Source organism: Nocardia australiensis (genome assembly GCF_020733705.1).
GTDB lineage: Bacteria > Actinomycetota > Actinomycetes > Mycobacteriales > Mycobacteriaceae > Nocardia > Nocardia australiensis.
Genome location: NZ_JAJFZM010000006.1, coordinates 85,040 through 106,098, shown reverse-complemented (window position 1 = coordinate 106,098; position 21,059 = coordinate 85,040). Strand labels below are relative to the sequence as shown.

The following is a 21,059-nucleotide window of genomic DNA, read 5'->3' as shown; positions in this document are numbered from 1 at the left end:
GCTTATCGGAGCCCGGGTGTCCCGCAAGACACAGGAGGCGTAGATGAGCGGGAAAGAGTCGTAGGGTGCTGAGCTTCTTCGGCCGCGAGACGTTCTCCAAAGCGACTGCGCCGCTGGGTAAGGCGCTTGTCAAGACCGGACTCACCCCCGACGCGGTGACCGTGATCGGTACGGTTGCCTCGATCGCGGCCGCGGTCACGCTGTTCCCGACCGGACACCTGTTCTGGGGGACCATAGTGATCTGGCTGTTCGTCATGTTCGACATGCTCGATGGTGCCATGGCGCGGGCCCGTGGTGGTGGCACGAAATACGGTGCGGTACTCGACGCGACCTGTGATCGGGTCGCGGACGGCGCTATTTTCGCGGGTCTGGCCTGGTGGGCGGTGTATCACGAGAATAGCAAGCAGCTGCTGGCCGCGACGCTGGTGGTTTTGGTGACCTCACAGGTTATCTCGTACGCGAAGGCACGCGCTGAGGCGAGTGGGTTGTCGGCCGACGGCGGGTTGATCGAGCGGCCGGACCGGCTGATCATCGTGCTGGTCGGTGCCGGGCTCACCGGGATCGGCGGTTACTGGGGGATCGAGTGGCTGACCTGGGCCGTGTATGTCGCCATGTGGATTCTCGCGGTGCTGAGCATTGTGACGGTATTCCAGCGGGTGCTCGCGGTGCGCAGTTCGCCGGGTGCGCGGGACGTTATCGCGCCGACGCGCCGGGCCGCCGAACCCCAGGAACCCGCATGAGATTCGGGTGCACGATGGTGGTTGTCCGAGACGTACAGGGGTGGTTGTGAGTATTGGCGAGCGGCTCAGCGACGCGGGTTACGCGACCGGGTGGCGGTTGGTGCGGGCGCTGCCGGAGTCGACCGCGCGTCGGCTGTTCGACTGGGGTGCCGATCGAGTGGCCCGCAAGGGCGGTCCGCAACAATTGCGGCGCAACCTCGCTCGGGTGATCGGTGTTTCGCCCGAGCAGGTCCCCGCCGAACTGCTTCGCGCGAGTATGCGCTCCTACGCCAGGTATTGGCGCGAGGCATTCCGGCTGCCGTCGATGGATCATGCGGCGATCGGTGCGCTGACCGTGGACGGGGTGGAGAATCTGGAATCGGCCCTCGAGCAAGGCCGCGGCGCGGTTCTAGTGTTGCCGCACTCCGGAAACTGGGATGTGGCGGGGGTGTGGTTGATGCAGAACCACGGATTCCTCGCGACAGTCGCGGAACGGCTGAAACCGGAATCGTTGTTCGAACGCTTTGTCGCATACCGGGAGAGCCTTGGTTTCGAGGTATTTCCGCTGACCGGCGGTGAGCAGCCGCCGTTTGTCGAGCTGGCGGCACGGGTGCGGCAGAACAAGGTTGTCTGCCTGATGGGGGAGCGCGACCTCACCGGCCGCGGTGTACCGGTGAAATTCTTCGGCGAGCGGACCTGGATGCCCGCTGGCGCGGCCAAATTGGCCATGGAAACCGGCGCCGCGCTCATCCCGGTGCACGTCTGGTACACCGTCGACGCCGACGGCCGCGAAGGCTGGGGTATGAAAACCGAAGCGCCATTGGATATTTCGGGCGGGGTAGCGTCGACAACGCAGGCGTTGGCCGACCGTTTCGCGGCGAATATCGCCGAACATCCGGCCGATTGGCATATGTTGCAACCGCTGTGGGAGAACGACCTCTCGCCCGAACGGCTGGCCAGAATCGCCGCGGCTCAGGCGAGGCCGGCAAGCGCGGAAGGGGACCGCGCACCATGAAAATCGGCATGGTCTGCCCCTATTCGTTCGATGTCCCCGGCGGGGTGCAGGCGCATGTCGTGGAGCTGGCACGGGTGTTCATCGAGCGCGGGCACAAGGTGAGTGTGCTGGCGCCCGCTTCCGAAGAAACATCGCTCCCGGATTTCGTGGTCTCGGCCGGACGGGCTGTCGCCATTCCGTACAACGGATCGGTGGCCCGGCTGTCGTTCGGTCCGATGGCCTACACCAGGATTCGCCGCTGGATCGATGGCAATGACTTCGACGTGCTGCATATTCACGAGCCCAATGCGCCTAGTCTGTCGATGCTGGCGTTGAAGATCGCCGAGGGGCCGATTGTGGCGACCTTCCACACCTCGACCACGAAATCGTTGGTGCTCAGCACTTTTCAGGGCGTGCTACGGCCCTACCACGAGAAGATCAGCGGTCGGATCGCGGTATCCGAGCTGGCACGGCGCTGGCAGGTGGAGGCGCTGGGTTCGGATGCGGTGGAGATCCCCAACGGCGTCGACGTGCCCGCGTTCGCGCGCGCGCCGATGCTGGCCGACTATCCCCGCTCGGGTGGGACGGTGTTGTTCCTCGGACGCTACGACGAGCCGCGCAAGGGGATGGATGTGCTGCTCGGCGCCCTACCCGAGCTGGTGCGATCCCATCCAGATCTGCAGATCCTGATCGTCGGCCGCGGTGACGAGGAGCGATTGCGGCGGGAGGCGGGATCGCTCGCCGAGCACCTGCGTTTCCTCGGCCAGGTATCCGACGAGGAAAAAGCATCGGCCATGCGCAGTGCGGACGTGTATTGCGCGCCCAATCTCGGCGGGGAGAGTTTCGGCATCATCCTGATCGAGGCGATGGCCGCCGGAACCGCGGTCGTGGCCAGTGAATTGGACGCGTTCCGGCGGGTGCTGCGCGACGGCGCGGCCGGTGCGCTGGTGCCGGTGGGTGACTCGGCCCGCCTTGCCGCCGCGATCGATTCGCTGCTCACCGACGACCGGCGCCGGGACGCGCTGGTGCAGAACGCGACCCAGGTTGTCGGCGAGTACGACTGGCCGGTGGTGGCCGAACAGATCCTGCGGGTGTACGAGACGGTCACCGTCGGCGATACCAGGGTGCGGGCCGCCGGATGATCACCTTCTCCGCGACGACGGTTCTCGTACTCGCGCTGATCGCGGCGGTCATCTTCGCCATCGGCATCTGGGCTTATTCGACCGCCAACCGGCTCGACCGGCTCCACGTGCGCTCCGACCAATCCTGGGCCGCGCTCGACGCTGCGCTGGCCCGGCGGGCGGTGGTGGCCAGATCGGTCGGGGTGGCGATGGCCGGGCCGATGTCCGATCCGGCGCTGACCGAACAGGCAGCTCTGCTCACCGCACTCGCGGACCGCGCCGAGCGGGTCAGCCGCGCCGACCGTGAGACCGTCGAGAATCAGCTCTCAGCGGCGCTGTCCGGTATCGACATAGCCAAGCTGCGCCCGCAGCAAGTGGCCGAGCTCGCCGACGCCGAGGCGCGAGTGCTGATCGCGCGCCGCTTTCACAATGACGCGGTGCGCGACACGCTTGCGCTGCGTACCCGGCGGCCGGTGCGCATCCTGCATCTCGGCGGCACCGCGCCGTTGCCGACGTACTTCGAAATCACCGAGCGGGCCACGCCTGCCGCCTCGACCGGACTCGTGGTGGACACCACCCGCACCTCGGCCCGGGTGGTACTGCTCGACGAACAGGAGCGGGTGCTGCTGATGCGCGGCAACGATCCCCAGACCCCGGACATCTCGTTCTGGTTTACCGTCGGCGGTGGTGTCGAACCGGGGGAGAGCCTGCGTGCCGCCGCCGTGCGGGAGGTCTTCGAGGAGACCGGGCATATCGCGGACCCGGCGACCCTGCGCGGGCCGATCTGGCGGCGGGTCGCGGTGTTCCCGTTCAACGGTGAGTTGATCCGCGCGGAGGAACTGTTCTTCGCGCTGCGCGTGCGTGGCTACGAACCGCACGCGGGCAGTATGACGGCGTGGGAACGCCGCAGCATCAGCGGCAACAAATGGTGTACCCCCGCCGATATCGTGGCGCTGGATCAGTTGGGGGAGACCGTTTACCCCTATCACCTGGAGGAGTTGCTTGCTGAGGCTGTCGAGGTCGCCTCGGGCGGGCCCGATCCGGAGGTGCGGTCGATCCGCTGAGGCCCGTTCGCTTACCTGTGATGTGTTTCACGATCGTGATAGCGTCGCGACTGGATTGACGCGGCCTGGGTAGTGCTTGCAGGGAGGCATGCGGAGACCCGGTGTCGCGGTCCCATCGAGGTGGGATGAAAATCGTTTGTGCGTGGAGGTAAGCAGTACATGTCCTACCTGTTGTTCGATTTCCTCAGCCCGTTGATCGGCGAGTCCGCCGCGCAGTATTGGGCGCAGTTGCTGGTAGTCGCCCCGATCTGAGTCGGAGCCGGAGTATTCGCCAGGGCGCGGGGGAAGTCCCGCTCGCCCCGGCGAATTCGCTTTTCCGAGCCGTGGACCGGTCCAGTGATTCGAGGCCAGGAAAGACCCGCTGGTCGGAGCAAGGCCAGTGGTGTTCAACTGGCTATCAAGTGGCCTGATGGGCACGCCTAGAATCAGTGTCGTTCGATTCAAGCGACCCGATTGGCGCACATGACACAGGAGTTTGCCGTGACCACGCCCGAGACCACCGACACCCGCGAAAATGGCACCGGCACCGCCCGTGTGAAGCGAGGCATGGCCGAAATGCTCAAGGGCGGGGTGATCATGGATGTCGTCACCCCCGAGCAGGCCAAGATCGCCGAAGACGCCGGCGCGGTCGCGGTTATGGCGCTCGAGCGCGTCCCGGCCGATATCCGGGCCCAGGGCGGCGTCTCCCGGATGAGCGACCCGGACATGATCGACGGCATCATCGCCGCCGTCTCGATCCCCGTGATGGCTAAGGCTCGCATCGGCCATTTCGTAGAGGCGCAGATCCTGCAGAGCCTCGGTGTCGACTACATCGACGAGTCCGAGGTGCTGACCCCCGCCGACTACGCCAACCACATCGACAAGTGGAATTTCACCGTGCCTTTCGTCTGCGGCGCCACCAACCTGGGCGAGGCCCTGCGCCGGATCACCGAGGGCGCGGCCATGATCCGCTCCAAGGGTGAGGCGGGCACCGGTGATGTCTCCAACGCCACCACTCATATGCGCAAGATCCGCGGCGAGATCCGCAAGCTGTCGTCACTGCCCGAGGACGAGCTGTTCGTCGCGGCCAAGGAGCTGCAGGCGCCCTACGAGCTGGTCCGTGAGGTCGCCAGGACCGGCAAGCTGCCAGTCGTGCTGTTCACCGCGGGCGGCATCGCCACCCCCGCGGACGCTGCGATGATGATGCAGCTCGGTGCCGAGGGTGTATTTGTCGGCTCCGGCATCTTCAAGTCCGGCAACCCCGCCGAGCGTGCCGCCGCCATCGTCAAGGCCACCACCTTCTATGACGACCCCGATGTGCTGGCCAAGGTCTCGCGTGGTCTGGGCGAGGCCATGGTCGGCATCAATGTCGAGGAACTTCCGGTCGATCACCGGCTGGCCGAACGCGGCTGGTGATTCGGCGCCGTTGGTGATCCAACCGAGGGCCCGCCACGGGTGAGCCGAGACGAGCAGGGACTGCGCGCGCCCTGCTCGTCTGTGCTGCTGCCTGTGTAGCGTGACCGACGTGGAACTGCGGCAGCTGCGGTATTTCGTGGTCCTGGCGGAGGAATTGCACTTCCGCAGGGCGGCAGAGCGACTGTTCATCTCGACGCCTACCTTGAGCCAGCAGATCAAGGTGCTGGAGCGGGAGATGGGCGGGCCGCTGCTGTTCCGGGAACCGCGCGTACAGCTGACGGCCGCGGGCGCGGTGCTGTTGCGGACCGGTAAAGACGTGCTCGGCTCGGTCGACGAGGCGATCACGGAAACCAGGCGAACGGCGAATTCTGGTGCGTCGGTGCTGCGTTTCGGCCTGCTGAACGGAACCCCGCCGTGGCTGCCCGCACGGATCGAGGAGTTACTGAGCGCACAGGTGCCCGGCGCTCGAATTGTACTCACCGGCGGCACCACCGCCGATCAGATCCGACTCCTCGACGATGACGAGGTCGACCTCGCACTGGTACGCGCGCCGGTGAGCTTGCCCGACCGCTTCACCCAAATACCGGTCGCGCGTGAGGAACTCGGCGTCCTGATGTCCGCGACGCACGCATTGGCGGCGGTCGGCGATATCGAGCCTGCCGCGCTCGCCGATCATGAACTCATCCTGTTCGCGCGGGAGTCCGCCGCCGGTCTGCACGATGCCCTGCTGCGCGAATTGGGGGAGCGCGGCGCGCGGGTGCGCCTCAGCGACAGTGCCATGGGGCATGCCCAAATGCTGGCGGTGCTGCCGTCGCGTCCGGATTTGATCGGCCTCAGCTCGTCTCGTCCCGCCGATCTGCCCGGTCTGGTCTGGCGCCCGCTGCACGGTGGGCCGCTGGTAGTCACTTACGCGGCCGCATGGCGTTCGGTCAGCCGGAATCCGGCCGTGCGAACGCTGGTGCAGACGCTTGTTCGCAGGCCGCTGCGCGAATCGAACAGAAAGCTGTCGCCTCCCACACTGTTGCCTTATTCCGGTCACAGAGTTGTTGGCTAGCTTGGGGATTCGGTGCCCGTCGGCGGATGCGCACGGGAGTTCGTGCTGCCGTGCCGTCGGGCGACACAGTCGAATTCGGACGCAAAGGACGAGCAGTTGAAGCTTCGTAAGACCGGACAGATCATGATCGGCGCCGTGGCTATCGCCGTGGCACTGAGCTTGACGGCTTGTAGCGAAGACTCGACGGATCCGCCGAAGACCACGCACACCACCAGCGCGAAGCCATCGGCGAGCACGAACCTGCCGCCGGTGCCGACGGCCGCCGAGCTGAACCAGCAATTGCAGCGGGCGCTGGATCCGGCGGTCCCGGCGGCGGAGAAGCTGGACGGGGTGCAGGGCGCCGAGGCCGATCCCGAGCTGCCGAACCGGCTGGCCGAGGCTGCCGCTGGTGCGAACGTACAGATCGAGGTGACCGATGTGACGTCGTTCGGTGACAGCGTCAACGCCAAGGCCAAGTTCATCGTCAATGGCCAGGAGAATATCGTCGACGTGCCGTTCGTCGCCGAGGACGGCAAGTGGAAGGTTCAGAAGCAGTGGTCGTGCACCATGCTCTCCAACCTCGGCCAGCAGTCGGTCGCCTGCGACCAGCTGTGATGTTGGCGCTGAGCTAACGCGAATTCGTTAGTGCGACATGGACACTCGACCCGCCCGCTGGTCGAGTGCAGCCATGACAGCAACGACAACAAATCCCGAACGCGTCGTCATTATCGGTGGCAGCTCGGGTATGGGACTGGCGCTGGCGGCCACGTTGGTCGCCATGGGCGCGCGGGTCACCATTGCGGGCCGATCGGCCCAACGGCTCGTCTAGCCCGTCCAGACGAGACATGGCGCGGCGACTGCGGCGCGCCATGTCTCGTTCAAGACGGACCGGCGTCGCGCAGCGCCGGACGGTCCGGGTGGTCCCAGCGGACGAAGAGAGTCGGGGTGTCCGGGTTTTCGATGTTGTGGCACAGCAGAGCGGGGATGGTCCATCGCGCGTCGGGTGGGGTGTGGCGACGCAGCGCGGATTCGGACATATCGAGGCGGATAGTGAGATCGAATTTCGGAGCACGGCCAAGCAGCATGGGGCCCGCCAGGGCCACGACGAGATTCGCTGGGGCATCGCGGACGGTGGCACGGGCTGATCGGTCGGTGCTCTCGTTCCAGAGCGCGGGCAGCCAGCGGCCGCGCTCGCGAAGTGTGTCGACGACCTCGCGGCGGACGGCCGCGTAGTCGAACCATGCGGTGCGATAGGACAATTCGTCGTCACGGCCGAACTCCATGCGCAGCGACGCGGGCCGGATGTAGTCATGCAGCGAGACCACCTCGGCGGGACGTCCGGTCGCGCGCAGTGCCGAGGCGATGTCATCCGCTAGCGCGACCGGTTCGGCGGCGTCGGCCCCGTCGACCGCTATAACCAGCCGACCGCCGAGTTCGCGAATGCGGTGGACGACGATCTCGACGAGTCCATCCCGGGTAATCGACCTGAAGTGTGGCACCCGTCCATCACAGCAAACCCGCTGCCGCGGTATCCGATCGGTAGCAGTGCGGATCGGCGGGATAATCTCAGCCCATGGCGACAATCGAAGAGGCGCTGGAGATAGAGCGACTCGAGCGGGATATCTTCCGTGGCGCTTCCACGGAGACCCAGCTCCCGCGCACGTTCGGCGGACAGGTTGCCGGTCAGGCGCTGGTATCGGCTGTGCGGACGGTGGAGCCCAATTTTCAGGTGCACTCGCTGCACGGATACTTCCTGCGGCCGGGCAATCCCGATCAGCGGACGGTGTATCTGGTCGAGCGCATTCGTGACGGGCGCTCCTTCTGCACCCGGCGGGTCACCGGGGTTCAGGACGGTGCCGCGATATTCACGATGTCGGCATCGTTCCATGCCGGCGACGAAGGTCCCGAACATCAGGACCAGATGCCGCAGGTACAGGTCCCCGATGTGCTGCCGGACGCGAGCACATCGACGAGCCCCGAGCGGCTGTGGCTGATGCGCGAATGGGAGCACTGGGACATTCGGATGGTCCCGCAGGAGGAGGTGACCCGCCGCGACGGCGTGGCCTCCCAGCAGCAGGTGTGGTTCCGCTACCGGCATCCGCTGCCCGACGATCCGCTGTTCCACGTCTGCACGCTCGCCTACATGAGCGATATGACGCTGCTCGGTTCGTCGAAGGTCACCCATCCCGATGAGCGGACGCAGGACGCGTCGCTGGACCACGCGATGTGGTTTTTGCGCCCGTTCCGCGCCGACGATTGGCTGCTCTATGACCAGTCCTCGCCGTCGGCGAGCTTCGGACGGGCACTGACCGGCGGCAAGATTTTCAATCGTGAGGGTGAGCTGGTTGCCGCGGTCGTGCAGGAGGGGCTGATCCGCGCACGGCGCGAGCGCTGAGGCCGCGCCCTCGCGCGTTGATCAGACCATCTGGATACGCAAGTGGCAGACCACCGTGTCGCTCATATGACGTAGTTTGCGCTCGAGTGCAGGGCGGGCGCTGCCGAGGTCGGGGCCGCCTCCGGCGCCCGCGGCAACACAGCGATCACTCTGTGAGTGCCGACCTGTTTCGTCCGAATGAACCCGGCCTTGACGCAACGTTGACGCCCACCGTGAGCGGGACCACAGCGCGGTGGCTCGTAAGCTTTGCCGGGTGAACGCATCCCCGGTCGTCGCGCCCGCCACCGCAGTGCAGCAGGCTGCTGCCCGCCCAACCATCGGAGTGCTGGCGCTACAGGGTGACGTGCGCGAACACATCGCCGCGCTCGCACTGTGTGGTGCCGACCCGGTGCTGGTGCGTCGCGAATCGGAGCTCGCGGCGGTCGACGCGCTGGTCCTGCCCGGTGGTGAATCGACCGCCATCAGCAAGCTGCTCGGGGTGTTCGAACTGCTCGAACCGTTGCGTGCGAGGCTGCGCGCGGGCATGCCGGCCTTCGGTTCCTGCGCCGGAATGATCCTGCTCGCCTCCGAGGTGCTCGACACCCGCCCCGATGCGCAGCATCTGTCCGGCATCGATATGACGGTGCGCCGCAACGCTTTCGGTCGCCAGGTCGACTCGTTCGAAACCGATCTGGATTTCGCCGGCCTCGATGACGGCCCGATGCGCGCAGTGTTCATCCGGGCGCCATGGGTCGAGCGAGTCGGCGATGGCGTCGAGGTGCTTGCTACGGTGCCGGACGGTCCGTTCGCCGGACGGATCGTGGCGGTGCGGCAGGGCAATGTGGTCGCGACATCCTTCCATCCCGAGGTCACCGGAGATTTGCGGGTACACCACCTGTTCGTCGACCTGGTGCGTGCGGCGTAGCAGATACGCGATTCGGGCCACGACGCCCGGTGCTGGTGCGGCTGGGCTGCCTGCGTTCGGTCTGGCGCGGGCGGCGGTAGGAGTTTCTCCGGCTGCGTACATTAAGCTGGAGAAGTCGTCTACCCGACCGGTACGGGTACCGAGCGCACCATCAGAAGTGCAGTCGACCTGTGGAGGAAGTAGGGAATGAGCGGCCACTCCAAATGGGCCACCACCAAGCACAAGAAGGCGGGGATCGACGCCAAGCGTGGCAAGCTCTTCGCTAAGTTGATCAAGAACATCGAGGTGGCGGCCCGCACTGGTGGCGGAGACCCTGCGGGCAACCCGACGCTGTATGACGCCATCCAGAAGGCGAAGAAGTCCTCGGTGCCCAATGACAACATCGAGCGCGCCCGCAAACGTGGTGGCGGCGAAGAAGCCGGCGGCGCCGACTGGCAGACGATCACCTACGAGGGCTACGGCCCCAACGGTGTCGCTGTGCTCATCGAGTGCCTCACCGACAATCGCAACCGCGCCGCAGGCGAGGTGCGGGTCGCGATGACCCGCAACGGTGGCAATATGGCGGACCCGGGTTCGGTGTCGTACCTGTTCCATCGCAAGGGCGTCGTCATGCTGGAGAAGAACGGCCTGTCCGAGGACGACGTTCTGATGGCCGTGCTCGAAGCGGGCGCCGAAGAGGTCAGCGATCTCGGCGACAGCTTCGAGGTCATCAGCGACCCGTCCGATCTGATCGCCGTGCGCTCCGCATTGCAGTCCGCCGGAATCGATTACGACTCCGCCGAGTCCGGGTTCCAGCCGTCGGTGTCGGTCGCGGTCGACGCGGAAGGCGCTCGCAAGGTGCTCAAGCTGGTGGACGCGCTCGAGGACAGCGACGACGTGCAGAACGTCTACACCAATGTCGACCTGTCCGACGAGGTCCTCGCCGAGCTGGGCGAGGAGTAGTCGAGGCAATGCGGCGCGGTGCGCAGTAGCTGTCGAGTCGGGGCGGTCCGCGGTGCGGGCCGCCCCGACTGCACTCTGCGAGTGCTATGGAGTCGTCGCGGAGTGCGGCTGGGCAACGACGTGCTGGAGACGTGATCCGGCGTGCCGCACCACCGGTGCGGTGCACGTGAGACGCGGTCGTCGAACAACGCGGCAGCGAGGTGGTCGGATGGCGTGCTCAAGGCACCGCGAGGACCAGTTTGCCGACGGTGCGGCCGGTTTCGCCGAGTGCGTGCGCCTTCGCCGCCTCGGCGAGCGGGAAGGAGTCCGCGATGGTCGGGCGCAGGCGGCCGGTATCGACGAGGTGCGCGAGGGCGTTCATGCCCGCGTAATCGTCCTCGACCAGCATGCGAACCGCGCGAACACCCAGCTTCTCGGCCTCGGCGGCCAGATCGATGCGCCCGCGGGCGCGCAGTGAGATAAGCAGGCCGCCCGGTCGCAGTGTGCGCAGCGAGCGGACACTGTTCTTATCGTCGATCGAATCCAATACCACATCGATGTCGCGAACATGTTCGGCGAAATCCGTTGTCCGATAATCGATCACCTCGTCCACGCCAAGATCGCGCAGGAAGTCGTGGTTGGCGGCACCCGCCGTGCCGACCACGTACGCGCCGCGCGCGGTGGCGATTTGTACGGCGAGATGGCCGACGCCGCCCGCTGCCGCGTGAATCAATACCCGCTGCCCGGCGCGCACCCCTGCGGTATCGACCAGCGCTTGCCATGCGGTCAAACCGGCGAGCGGAATGGCGGCGGCCTGAATGTGGTCCAGCGCAGCGGGTTTGCGCGCGAAGGCGCGTGTGGGTCCGACCGCGTACTCGGCGTGCGCGCCGTGACCGAACGGATAGGGGAGCATGCCGAAGACTTCATCACCCGGAGCGAACAGGGTGACTCCGATACCGACGGCGGCGACCTCGCCGGACACATCCCAGCCGAGCACGAAGGGTGGTTCGTCGAGGAACGGTCCGGGCTGGGCGCGATGACTCCAGTCGGTGGGATTGAGACCGGCGGCGCGCACCCGGACCAGGATCTCGCCGGGGCCGGGCTGCGGCCTCGGCAGCGTCACTTCGGTGAGCACTTCGGGTCCGCCGAGAATGTCCTGGCTGAGTGCTCGCATGGTGGCGTCATTGTCGTTCATGGCCTAAAGCATGCCCGTGACCGGCGGCGGAAGAAATGGCACGATTGCCATTATTCGATATGATCGCGCCATGATGGCGGTAGCTTCGGTGAGCGCGGTGTCGGCGCATCGCGTGGTGGTGTTGGCGTTGCCTGGTGTGTATCCGTTCGAACTCGGCATTCCGAGCCGGGTATTCGGCACCGCGCCCGACAAATACGAGGTTCGGACCTGCTCGGTCGACGGTGCGCCGGTCGCCAGCCGCGCGGATTTCGCGATCGCCGTCGAACTCGACAGTCGTGCGCTCGACACCGCGGACACGGTGGTCATTCCGGCCTGCGATATCGAGATGACCCTCGATGGCACGCTGCCGCGCGCGGTATCGGACGCACTGGCCCGCATCCGCCCGGGGACCCGGATCGTCTCCATCTGCACCGGGGCCTTCGTCGCCGCGGCCGCCGGACTCCTCGACGGTCGTCCCGCGACGACGCACTGGAACCAGGCCGATCTCTTTCGCCGCAGCTTCCCGCAGGTGCGGCTGGACCCCGACGTGCTGTACGTCGACGACGGTGACCTGCTCACCTCGGCTGGGGCGGCAGCGGGTATCGACCTGTGTCTGCACCTGGTGCGCCGCGATCACGGCACCGAGGTCGCGAATATGGTGGCTCGCCGTTGCGTCATCCCGCCGTGGCGTGATGGCGGACAAGCCCAGTACATCGAACGACCGGTGCCGCCCTCGACGTCGGCGGGGACCGCGGCCGCCCGCCAGTGGGCCCTGGACAATCTCCAATTGCCGTTGACCATGGCCGATCTCGCCGCCGAGGCGCGCATGAGCAAGCGCACCTTCGCCCGCCGCTTCCGCGACGAGGTCGGCATGAGTCCCGGCCGCTGGCTCATCCAACAGCGCGTCTGTCGCGCCCGCGACCTGTTGGAATCGACCGACCTCTCGGTGGACCGCATTGCCGGAGCGGTCGGCTTCACAACTGCCGCGTCCCTACGCCAGCACCTCCACCAGGCAATAGGCGTATCACCCCGGAGCTACCGCCATACCTTCCGCGTCGCAGCGCCACCGGAACCCGCACCCGCCTCGCGGTAGCGTGCGGTGCGGACGAGAGTGCCGTGTTGGCGGCAGCGGTTCGGGCGCTGGCGTCTTCGCGGTCGCTAAGGGGATGTTGCGCGGAAGGTGTCGTCGCGTATCCCCTTGCGATCGTGGGTGCCGTGTCGCTGGGGCTCGAAGGAACCTGCCTCGGTTAGACTCTCGAACAGTTGTTCGTGTCTGTGAGAGGGGGCTTCGTGCGGGTGATGGGTGTCGATCCGGGGCTCACCCGGTGCGGCCTCAGCATTGTGGACGGCGGGATCGGCCGGAAGGTCACCGCCATCGATGTCGACGTGGTGCGCACCCCTGCGGATATGGACCTGGCGCACCGCCTGCTCGGGGTGGCCGACGCCGCCGAACACTGGATGGACACCCATAAACCCGATGCCGTCGCCATCGAGCGGGTGTTCGCCCAGCACAACGTGCGTACCGCGATGGGTACTGCGCAGGCCGGTGGCGTTATCGCGCTGGCGGCGGCGCGGCGGGGGATATCGGTGGCGTTTCATACACCGAGTGAGGTGAAGGCCGCCGTCACCGGCAACGGCACAGCGGACAAGGCTCAGGTGACGACGATGGTGACACGTATTCTCGGCCTCCAAATCGCGCCGAAACCGGCGGATGCCGCCGACGCGCTGGCCCTGGCGATCTGTCATTGTTGGCGGGCGCCACTGCTGGAGCGGATGGCCAGAGCTGAGGCTCAGGCGGCTCAGGCGAAGCGGAAGTATGCGGAAAGGCTTGCTGAACAACGGAAGGCGGTACGCGGGTGATCGCGTCGGTACGCGGTGAGGTGCTGGAGATCGCGCTCGACCATGTGGTGATCGAGGCCGCCGGCATCGGCTATCGCCTCAATGTCACCCCGGCGACGCTGTCCACGCTGACCCGGGGCGAGGAATCCCGGCTTTACACGGCGATGATCGTCCGCGAGGACTCGATGACGCTGTTCGGATTCGCCGACACCGAGTCCCGTGACCTGTTCGGTCTGCTGCAGACCGTCTCCGGCGTCGGCCCGCGGCTGGCCATGGCGGTGCTCGCGGTCCTCGAACCCGAGGCGTTGCGTAAAGCGCTCGCCGAAAGCAATGTCGCCGCGCTGACCCGAGTTCCCGGCATCGGCAAACGCGGCGCCGAACGCATGGTCGTGGAACTGCGCGACAAGGTGAATCTCGTTCCGGTGCAAGCCGGTCCGCCTGGGTCCACCCCGGAACCGGTCGTCACTCCGGTGCGTGACCAGGTCGTCGAGGCGCTCACCGGACTCGGTTTCCCACTCAAACAGGCCGAGCAGGTGGTTGACGGCGTGCTGGCCGAACAACCCGCCGCCGACACATCGACCACGTTGCGGACCGCACTGGGTTCCCTCGGCAAGAACCGGTAGCGGACAATGGATTACGACGACACCGAGCCAGAGGTGGACGAAGAGTCCCAGGTAAGCGCTGGCTACCTGAAATCCGACGGTGATATCGAGGCAAGTCTGCGCCCGAAGTCCCTCGACGACTTCATCGGCCAGCCACGGGTCCGCGAGCAACTCGCCCTGGTACTGCGTGGCGCGAAACAGCGCGGCGGCACCCCCGATCATGTCCTGCTGTCCGGACCGCCCGGTCTCGGCAAAACCAGTATGGCGATGATCATCGCCGGTGAACTCGGTACCGCGCTGCGCATCACCTCGGGCCCGGCGTTGGAGCGGGCCGGTGATCTGGCCGCCATGCTGAGCAATCTGGTCGAGGGCGACGTGCTGTTCATCGATGAGATCCACCGCATCGCCCGGCCCGCCGAGGAAATGCTCTACCTCGCCATGGAAGACTTCCGCGTCGACGTGGTCGTCGGCAAAGGCCCCGGTGCGACCTCGATTCCGCTCGATATCGCCCCGTTCACCCTGGTCGGCGCCACCACCCGGTCCGGCGCGCTCACCGGTCCGCTACGCGATCGCTTCGGCTTCACCGGCCATATGGATTTCTACGAACCCGATGAGTTGCTGCGCATTCTGCAGCGCTCTGCGCACATTCTCGGGGTGAGCATCGATGCCGATGCCGCCGCCGAGGTCGCGGGCCGGTCGCGTGGCACGCCGCGTATCGCGAATCGTCTCCTACGCCGGGTTCGCGATTATGCGGAGGTACGTGCCGACGGCCGGATCACCCGGGCCATCGCGAACGCCGCACTGGAGGTCTATGACGTCGATGCCCTCGGCCTCGACCGTCTGGACCGTGCCGTGCTCGCCGCCCTGGTCCGAAGTTTCGGTGGCGGTCCGGTCGGCGTCTCGACACTGGCCGTCGCGGTGGGGGAGGAGGCCGCCACCGTCGAGGAAGTGTGCGAGCCCTTTCTTGTCCGTGCCGGTATGGTCGCGCGCACGCCACGCGGCCGAGTCGCCACCGCCGCCGCCTGGGAGCACCTGGGGCTGGTTCCGCCGCCCGATCTGGTTTTCGGCGCGATCGAAGTCCGTGGCCGCGAACCGTATCCAACTCTCGATCTGTTCGAATAATCCCGCGTCGTAGTGGTGTTCGCTAAACCTTGCGGGCGCCGTCGATGAGTAGCCGCCGGATCGCCTCGCTCAGTGCGGTGACGGCGGCCGGGTCGGGGTCGGGACTGCGCAGCCCGTGCACGACTCCTGCGAGAAGCATTCCGGTCACGGCCTTGGCGGTGTTGGTGGTGTCCAGGTCGGCGCGAAGGTAGCCGAGCTCGACGCCGTGTGAGAGGTATCCGGCGGTCAGCGCGTCGGCCATGTCGAGCAGGCCGTAGAGGCGGGTGGTGAGTTCGTCGTCGATGCCCGTCGCATGAAACAGCAGTAGCTGGGCGACCCGACGATCCTGCACCAGGATACGGTCCAGCGCCGTGCCGATGCGATCGAGCTGGGCGCGGTATTCCGCCAGCGAGGTGGCCGCATCCGGGGCGTTCTCGGTACCGAGGGCCTCGACGATCCGTCCGGCGAGGTCGTCGATGACGTGATCGATGATGTCGCGCTTATTGGTGAAGTACCGGTAGAAGGTGCCATGGCCGATGCCGAGCACGGCGGCGATATCGGCGATTCCGGTGTTGTGATAGCCCTTTTCGGCGAAGCAGGCGAAGGCGGTATCGATGATTTCCTGGCGCAGTTCGGCTTTGCGTCGCTCGGCACGAGTCGATGGCTTCGTCACCCCCGCAATGATACTGTGTTCACAAACGGAATGATGTGTCATTCTGCGCAGCACTCGACAGGAGGTTCGACGTGGCGCCTCAGTTCGACGCGGTCGTTGTTGGTGCGGGTTTCGGCGGAATGGGGGCGGGCATCGAGCTCGACCGGCTCGGTTTGAGCAATTTCGTCATCCTGGAGCGCGAGAACGACCTCGGCGGCACCTGGCATGTCAATCACTACCCGGGGCTCGCCGTCGACATCGCCTCGGTGACCTACTCCTATTCCTTCGAGCCCAACCCGTACTGGACGCGGCTGTTCGCGCCGGGCGCGGAGCTCAAGAAATACGCCGAGTTCGTCGCCGGGAAGTACGACCTGCGTCGCCGGATGCGCTTCGGAACGGTGGTCGATGGTGCCCGCTGGGACGAGGAGAACCAGCACTGGGTGGTATCGCTGGGTGGTGAAACCCTCACCGGCCATTACCTTCTCACCGCGACAGGGTTCCTTTCGCAGCCCTACACCCCGCCCTTCCCCGGTATAGATTCCTTCGCGGGCAAGACCATTCACACCACCGCGTGGGAGGACGACTTCGACCTCAACGATCGAAAAGCCGCGATCATCGGGACCGGCGCGACCGCTGTGCAGCTGGTGCCCGAGGCGGCCAAGAAGGTGCGCGAGCTCACCGTCTTCCAGCGGACCCCGATCTGGGTTGTGCCCAAGATCGACACCGCTATTCCCGCCCCGGTGCAGAAGCTGTTCGCCCGGGTGCCGATCACACAGAAGGCCGCGCGGTTGGTGAACACCAGCATGCTCGAGGCGTTGATGGTGGTCGGCGTACTGCACTTCAAACAGGCCAAGCCTGTGAACAAGGTCGCGAGCGTGCTGGCCAAGGCGCATCTGCGTGCGCAGGTGCACGACAAGGAAACGCGCGAGCAGCTGACCCCGCACTACGATTTCGGCTGCAAACGCCCAACCTTCTCCAACCAGTACTTCAAGACGTTCAACCTGCCGAACGTACGTCTGGAGACAAACTCGATCGATCACATCGAAGCCGACGGCATCGTGACTACCGATGGGCACAAGACCGAGATCGACACCCTGATCCTGGCCACCGGCTTCAATCTGTGGGACGTGAACTTCCCGGCCATCGAAATAATCGGCCGCGACGGCATCGATCTAGGAAAGTTCTGGCGGGACAAGCGTTTCCAGGCCTACGAGGGCGTCACTGTGCCGAAGTTCCCGAACTTCATCTGCCTCAACAGCCCGTACTCCTACAGCGGTCTGTCGTACTTCACCACCATCGAGGCGCAGATGAAGCACATGGGCAGGCTGTTGAAGGAAACCTTCCGTCGCGGCGAGACCACCTTCGAGGTGACCGAGCGGGCCAACGCCCAGTTCCTCGACCGGGTCACCGACAAGCTCGGCTCGTCGGTGTTCTACGGCGGCGACTGCGCCACCGCGCGCAGCTACTACTTCAACCAGCACGGTGAGGCCGCGTTGCTGCGGCCGACCAGTACCATCAACGCGCACCGGGAAGCGGTGAGCTTCCCGCTCGACGACTACAGTTACGGCACGTCCGCCTGAGACTCCGCACGTCAGCCCGGCCGCCGATGGAGCGCCGTTCGGCGGTCGCTCCGGGGACGTCAATGGTGTGCCGGTGTGGCGGTGGTGATGGGAACTGGCAGACTGTGTAGGTACTTGTCCATCCCACCCACAGACTAGGGACTGACTTCGACGATGGAAATCCTGTTTCCGCTGCTGCTGGTAGCCCTGTTCGTGCCGATGTTCCTCGGTGTCCGCCGTCAGAAGCGTGAGGCACAGAAGACCGCCGACATGCAGGACAGCATCAAGGTCGGTGATCAGGTCGTCACCACGTCGGGGCTGTATGGCACCGTGGTCGATCTCGACGACACCACCGTCGACCTCGAGATTGCCGAAGAGGTCGTCACCACGTGGCTGCGTCAGGCGATCCGCGAGGTGCGCGCCGAGAACGAGACCACGGACGAGACCGTGACCGACGAGGCAGCGATCGACGAGGCAGCCGACGCCCCCGTCGAAGAGTCCACGCAGCAGACCGAAACCCGGCTGACCAAAGACTGACCGGCCTCAACCGGTTATCGGCGAGTCCCGCGCGTCCACGCGCCGCGGGACGCCTTCCGGGTACTCGGCGCCGCTGGTGCGTACCCGCCCGTTCCACCTCGACTTCCCGCCTAGGAGATGACGTACTGTGCCACCTTCCCAGGGATCGGCGCATCCGCTACGGCTGCTCGGTGTCTACGCCGCACTGCTGGCCGTGATCTATGCGCTGGTGTTCTTCACCGGTGATAAAGACCCGACGCCGAAGCTCGGCATCGACTTGCAGGGTGGCACCCGGGTTACGCTGACCGCCCGGACTCCCGATGGCGGTAAGCCCAACCAGGACAGCCTGCGCAAAGCACAGCAGATCATCGAGAATCGGGTCAACGGCCTTGGTGTCGGTGGCTCCGAGGTCATCATCGACGGCGACAACATCGTGATCACCGTGCCCGGCGACGACGGACAACAGGCGCGCACGCTGGCGACCACCGCCAAGCTCTACATCCGTCCGGTACTGGAGGCCGTCCCGGTCGGCGGCCAGGGCACACCGCAGCAGCCGACCCAAGCGCCCGCCCCGACCGAGCCCGCGCCGAGCCCGGCTCCGCCCGAAACCGCGCCGGAGTCGACGCCACCTGGCGCGGAGGCGCCCGCCCCGCAGGAGCGGGTCTTCCCCGCACAGGCGCCGACCGAGCCGCCTACCCCGGGTTCCTCCCAGGAGCAGGCGAAGCAGGAAATCGACGCGGCCAAGCAGATCCGGCAGAGCCAGGACCCCACGATCCAGAAAGCCGCCATGGCGGCCATGGACTGCAGCAAGACCGACCCGCTCGCGGGCAATGACGACCCGGCCCTGCCGCTGGTCACCTGCTCCACTGACGGCACCGAGGTGTTCCTGCTCGACAAGAGCCGCATCGACGGCCAGGAGATCAAGAACGCCAGTGCGGGGCTGAATCAGCAGCAGGCGCGTCACGAGGTCAACCTCGAATTCAAGTCCGGCGGCAGCGACGCGTGGGCCGCGCTCACCGGCGAATACCTTTACAAGCGAGTCGCTTTCGTGCTCGACTCCGAGGTGGTCAGCGCGCCGACCGTGCAGGCGGGACCGCAGCAGGGTGGCCAGACCACGATCAGTGGCAATTTCACCGCCGATAGCGCGAAGGAACTCGCCAACACCCTCAAATACGGTTCGCTGCCGCTGTCGTTCCAGACCTCGGAGGCCGAAACCGTTTCCGCGACGCTTGGCCTGTCCTCGATGAAGGCTGGTCTGCTCGCGGGTGCGGTCGGACTGGCGGTGGTGTTGCTCTACTGCCTGGCCTACTACCGAATGCTCGGATTCCTCACCGGGTTGTCGCTGGTCGCCTCCGGGTTCGCGGTGTACGGGATCATGGTGTTGCTCGGGCGGTGGATCGGCTTCACCCTCGACCTGGCCGGTATCGCCGGTCTGATCATCGGCATCGGCATGACCGCCGACTCGTTTGTCGTGTTCTTCGAACGCATCAAGGACGAAATGCGTGAGGGGCGCAGCTTCCGCTCCGCGACGCCGCGCGGCTGGCAGCGCGCGCGTCGAACTATCCTGTCCGGTAACGCGGTGAGCTTCATCGCGGCGGCGGTGCTCTACGCGCTCGCGGTTGGGGAGGTGCGTGGCTTCGCCTTCACTCTCGGCCTCACCACCATCCTCGACGTGGTGGTGGTATTCCTGGTCACCGCTCCACTCGTGCTGCTGGCCTCACGGACGGCCTACTGGGCGAAACCATCAGTGAACGGTCTCGGTGCGATCCAACAGGTTGCCCGGGAGCGGAAGGCGGCCGACGCCGCACTCGTCGAAGGCGTGAAGACGCGATGACCAACAGCCAGACCACGCCCGCACTCCGCAAGAACGGGACGAACCCCGATATGGATGACGCGCCGCACGGCGAGCTGCCCAAGCACGGCTTCTTCAACCGGCTCTACACCGGCACCGGTGCGATCGATGTCATCGGCAATCGCCGCAGGTGGTATCTGATCACGGCCGCCATCGTGCTGATCTCGTTGGGCAGTATCGTGTTCCGCGGCTTCACCCTCGGCATCGATTTCGAGGGCGGATCACGCATCCAGTTCCCTGCGGGCAGCGCGACCACTGGGCAGGTGGAGGACGTGTACCACACCGCCATCGGCACCGACCCGGTGTCGGTGCAGACGGTGGGTACCGGTTCGTCGGCGACCATGCTGATCCGCTCCGAGGCGCTCGATTCCAAGCAGGTCGATACGCTGAACGACGCGTTGTTCAGCAAGTTCGAACCCAAGGACAAGAACGGCAACCCGAGCCGCGCCGCGATCAGTACCTCGGACGTGAGTGAGACCTGGGGCAGCCAGATCACCCGAAAGGCGCTCATCGCGCTGGGGGTGTTCCTGGTCCTGGTCGCCGTCTACATCACCATCCGGTACGAGCGCGATATGGCGCTCGCGGCGCTTGCCTCGCTAGGCTTCGACCTGTCGGTGACTGCGGGCGTCTATTCCATCATCGGACTCGAGGTCACCCCGGCGACGGTCATCGGCATCCTGACCATCCTCGGCTTTTCGCTCTACGACTCCGTTGTCGTCTTCGACAAGGTCGAGGAAAACACCAGCGGCATCCTGCATTTGAGTCGCCGGACCTATGGCGAACAGGCCAACCTCGCGGTGAACCAGACGCTGATGCGTTCCATCAACACCGCGCTGATCGGCGTGCTGCCGATCGTCGGCCTGATGGTGATCGCGGTGTGGATGCTCGGTGTCGGCACTCTCAAGGATCTGGCGCTGGTGCAGTTGGTCGGTCTGTTGGTAGGCACCTACTCGTCGATCTTCTTCGCCACCCCGTTGTTGGTATCGCTCAAGGAGCGCTGGGGCCCGGTGGCGGCGCATACGAAGAAGGTGCTTGCCAAGCGGTCCGGCGTCGCGGCGGCGCGCGCTGGAGTCGAGGCCGAGCGTCGTGTGGTGGCCGCGACCGGCCGGTCGTACCCCGACGCCGAGCCACGGCGGTCCAGGGACGTCGGACAGGCGCCCCGGCCCGGCGCGCGTCCGAGCGGGAAACGGCACAAGAAGCGGTAGTGACCTAGAGGCA

At 66.1% G+C, this 21,059-nt stretch carries 22 protein-coding genes; 19 read left to right on the top strand and 3 right to left on the bottom strand.

Going from position 1 to position 21,059, the window contains the following annotated elements; translation table 11 throughout:
• Positions 1-65: 65 nt before the first annotated feature.
• From pgsA to LKE06_RS23905, 8 genes are all read left to right on the top strand, one after another.
• Positions 66-740, top strand: coding sequence for a phosphatidylinositol phosphate synthase (pgsA, locus tag LKE06_RS23940; protein WP_228001619.1), 675 nt, complete (start codon positions 66-68; stop codon positions 738-740).
• A 46-nt stretch (positions 741-786) separates the two neighbouring features.
• Entirely contained in the window at positions 787-1,734 is a 948-nt protein-coding gene (locus LKE06_RS23935; protein WP_228001618.1) for a phosphatidylinositol mannoside acyltransferase, read from the top strand.
• A complete protein-coding gene (locus tag LKE06_RS23930; RefSeq protein WP_228001616.1) occupies positions 1,731-2,855 on the top strand; it encodes a glycosyltransferase family 4 protein in 1,125 nt (374 codons plus the stop codon). Before LKE06_RS23935 ends, LKE06_RS23930 begins: the two co-directional genes overlap by 4 nt.
• Positions 2,855-3,898 carry an NUDIX hydrolase gene (locus LKE06_RS23925; RefSeq protein ID WP_228001708.1) on the top strand — a complete coding sequence of 348 codons (1,044 nt, stop codon included), beginning with the start codon at positions 2,855-2,857 and terminating at the stop codon, positions 3,896-3,898. The genes LKE06_RS23930 and LKE06_RS23925 overlap by 1 nt, the downstream gene beginning before the upstream one ends.
• A gap of 462 nt (positions 3,899-4,360) precedes the next feature.
• A complete protein-coding gene (pdxS, locus tag LKE06_RS23920) occupies positions 4,361-5,293 on the top strand; it encodes a pyridoxal 5'-phosphate synthase lyase subunit PdxS (protein WP_228001615.1) in 933 nt (310 codons plus the stop codon).
• A 109-nt stretch (positions 5,294-5,402) separates the two neighbouring features.
• Positions 5,403-6,347, top strand: coding sequence for a LysR family transcriptional regulator (locus tag LKE06_RS23915; RefSeq protein WP_228001614.1), 945 nt, complete (start codon positions 5,403-5,405; stop codon positions 6,345-6,347).
• A 96-nt stretch (positions 6,348-6,443) separates the two neighbouring features.
• Positions 6,444-6,941, top strand: a complete 498-nt coding sequence (locus tag LKE06_RS23910) for a WKL family lipoprotein (RefSeq protein ID WP_228001613.1) — start codon at positions 6,444-6,446, stop codon at positions 6,939-6,941.
• A 73-nt stretch (positions 6,942-7,014) separates the two neighbouring features.
• A complete protein-coding gene (locus LKE06_RS23905; RefSeq protein ID WP_228001612.1) occupies positions 7,015-7,155 on the top strand; it encodes an SDR family NAD(P)-dependent oxidoreductase in 141 nt (46 codons plus the stop codon).
• A gap of 49 nt (positions 7,156-7,204) precedes the next feature.
• Here the strand turns inward: LKE06_RS23905 and LKE06_RS23900 are convergent, their stop codons facing one another.
• Positions 7,205-7,825: a nucleoside/nucleotide kinase family protein gene (locus LKE06_RS23900; protein WP_228001611.1), complete on the bottom strand. Its 621-nt coding sequence runs from the start codon at positions 7,823-7,825 to the stop codon at positions 7,205-7,207.
• 74 nt (positions 7,826-7,899) lie between these two features.
• Between LKE06_RS23900 and LKE06_RS23895 the strand changes: the two genes are divergently transcribed.
• From LKE06_RS23895 to LKE06_RS23885, 3 genes are all read left to right on the top strand, one after another.
• Positions 7,900-8,721: an acyl-CoA thioesterase gene (locus LKE06_RS23895; RefSeq protein WP_228001610.1), complete on the top strand. Its 822-nt coding sequence runs from the start codon at positions 7,900-7,902 to the stop codon at positions 8,719-8,721.
• A gap of 253 nt (positions 8,722-8,974) precedes the next feature.
• A complete protein-coding gene (pdxT, locus tag LKE06_RS23890) occupies positions 8,975-9,625 on the top strand; it encodes a pyridoxal 5'-phosphate synthase glutaminase subunit PdxT (protein WP_308188423.1) in 651 nt (216 codons plus the stop codon).
• A gap of 186 nt (positions 9,626-9,811) precedes the next feature.
• Positions 9,812-10,567: a YebC/PmpR family DNA-binding transcriptional regulator gene (locus LKE06_RS23885; protein ID WP_228001609.1), complete on the top strand. Its 756-nt coding sequence runs from the start codon at positions 9,812-9,814 to the stop codon at positions 10,565-10,567.
• A 217-nt stretch (positions 10,568-10,784) separates the two neighbouring features.
• Here LKE06_RS23885 and LKE06_RS23880 read toward each other — a convergent pair whose 3' ends face one another.
• Complete coding sequence (locus LKE06_RS23880; protein ID WP_228001608.1) at positions 10,785-11,741, bottom strand: NADP-dependent oxidoreductase; 957 nt, start codon at positions 11,739-11,741, stop codon at positions 10,785-10,787.
• Between the two features lie 70 nt (positions 11,742-11,811).
• Here LKE06_RS23880 and LKE06_RS23875 point away from each other — a divergent pair, with 70 nt between their 5' ends.
• The 4 genes from LKE06_RS23875 (at position 11,812) to ruvB (ending at position 15,283) form a co-directional block, all read left to right on the top strand.
• Entirely contained in the window at positions 11,812-12,813 is a 1,002-nt protein-coding gene (locus LKE06_RS23875) for a GlxA family transcriptional regulator (protein ID WP_228001607.1), read from the top strand.
• 197 nt (positions 12,814-13,010) lie between these two features.
• Positions 13,011-13,580 (top strand): crossover junction endodeoxyribonuclease RuvC, encoded by a 570-nt coding sequence (gene ruvC / locus LKE06_RS23870; protein ID WP_228001706.1) that lies wholly within the window; start codon positions 13,011-13,013, stop codon positions 13,578-13,580.
• A complete protein-coding gene (ruvA, locus tag LKE06_RS23865; protein ID WP_228001606.1) occupies positions 13,577-14,182 on the top strand; it encodes a Holliday junction branch migration protein RuvA in 606 nt (201 codons plus the stop codon). Before ruvC ends, ruvA begins: the two co-directional genes overlap by 4 nt.
• Before the next feature lie 6 nt (positions 14,183-14,188).
• On the top strand, positions 14,189-15,283 hold the full coding sequence (gene ruvB, locus LKE06_RS23860) for a Holliday junction branch migration DNA helicase RuvB (protein WP_228001605.1): 1,095 nt from the start codon (positions 14,189-14,191) through the stop codon (positions 15,281-15,283).
• 22 nt (positions 15,284-15,305) lie between these two features.
• On the opposite strand, the gene LKE06_RS23855 is transcribed toward ruvB, so the two are convergent.
• The gene (locus LKE06_RS23855; RefSeq protein WP_228001604.1) at positions 15,306-15,977 is read right to left on the bottom strand and encodes a TetR/AcrR family transcriptional regulator; all 672 of its coding nucleotides are present in this window, start codon (positions 15,975-15,977) and stop codon (positions 15,306-15,308) included.
• Between the two features lie 29 nt (positions 15,978-16,006).
• Between LKE06_RS23855 and LKE06_RS23850 the strand changes: the two genes are divergently transcribed.
• From LKE06_RS23850 to secF, 4 genes are all read left to right on the top strand, one after another.
• On the top strand, positions 16,007-17,494 hold the full coding sequence (locus LKE06_RS23850) for a flavin-containing monooxygenase (RefSeq protein WP_228001603.1): 1,488 nt from the start codon (positions 16,007-16,009) through the stop codon (positions 17,492-17,494).
• Positions 17,495-17,647: 153 nt separating this feature from the next.
• Positions 17,648-18,010 (top strand): preprotein translocase subunit YajC, encoded by a 363-nt coding sequence (yajC, locus tag LKE06_RS23845; protein WP_228001602.1) that lies wholly within the window; start codon positions 17,648-17,650, stop codon positions 18,008-18,010.
• Positions 18,011-18,137: 127 nt separating this feature from the next.
• Positions 18,138-19,823, top strand: coding sequence for a protein translocase subunit SecD (gene secD, locus LKE06_RS23840; RefSeq protein WP_228001601.1), 1,686 nt, complete (start codon positions 18,138-18,140; stop codon positions 19,821-19,823).
• Between the two features lie 50 nt (positions 19,824-19,873).
• Positions 19,874-21,046: a protein translocase subunit SecF gene (gene secF, locus LKE06_RS23835; RefSeq protein ID WP_228001705.1), complete on the top strand. Its 1,173-nt coding sequence runs from the start codon at positions 19,874-19,876 to the stop codon at positions 21,044-21,046.
• Positions 21,047-21,059: the final 13 nt, after the last annotated feature.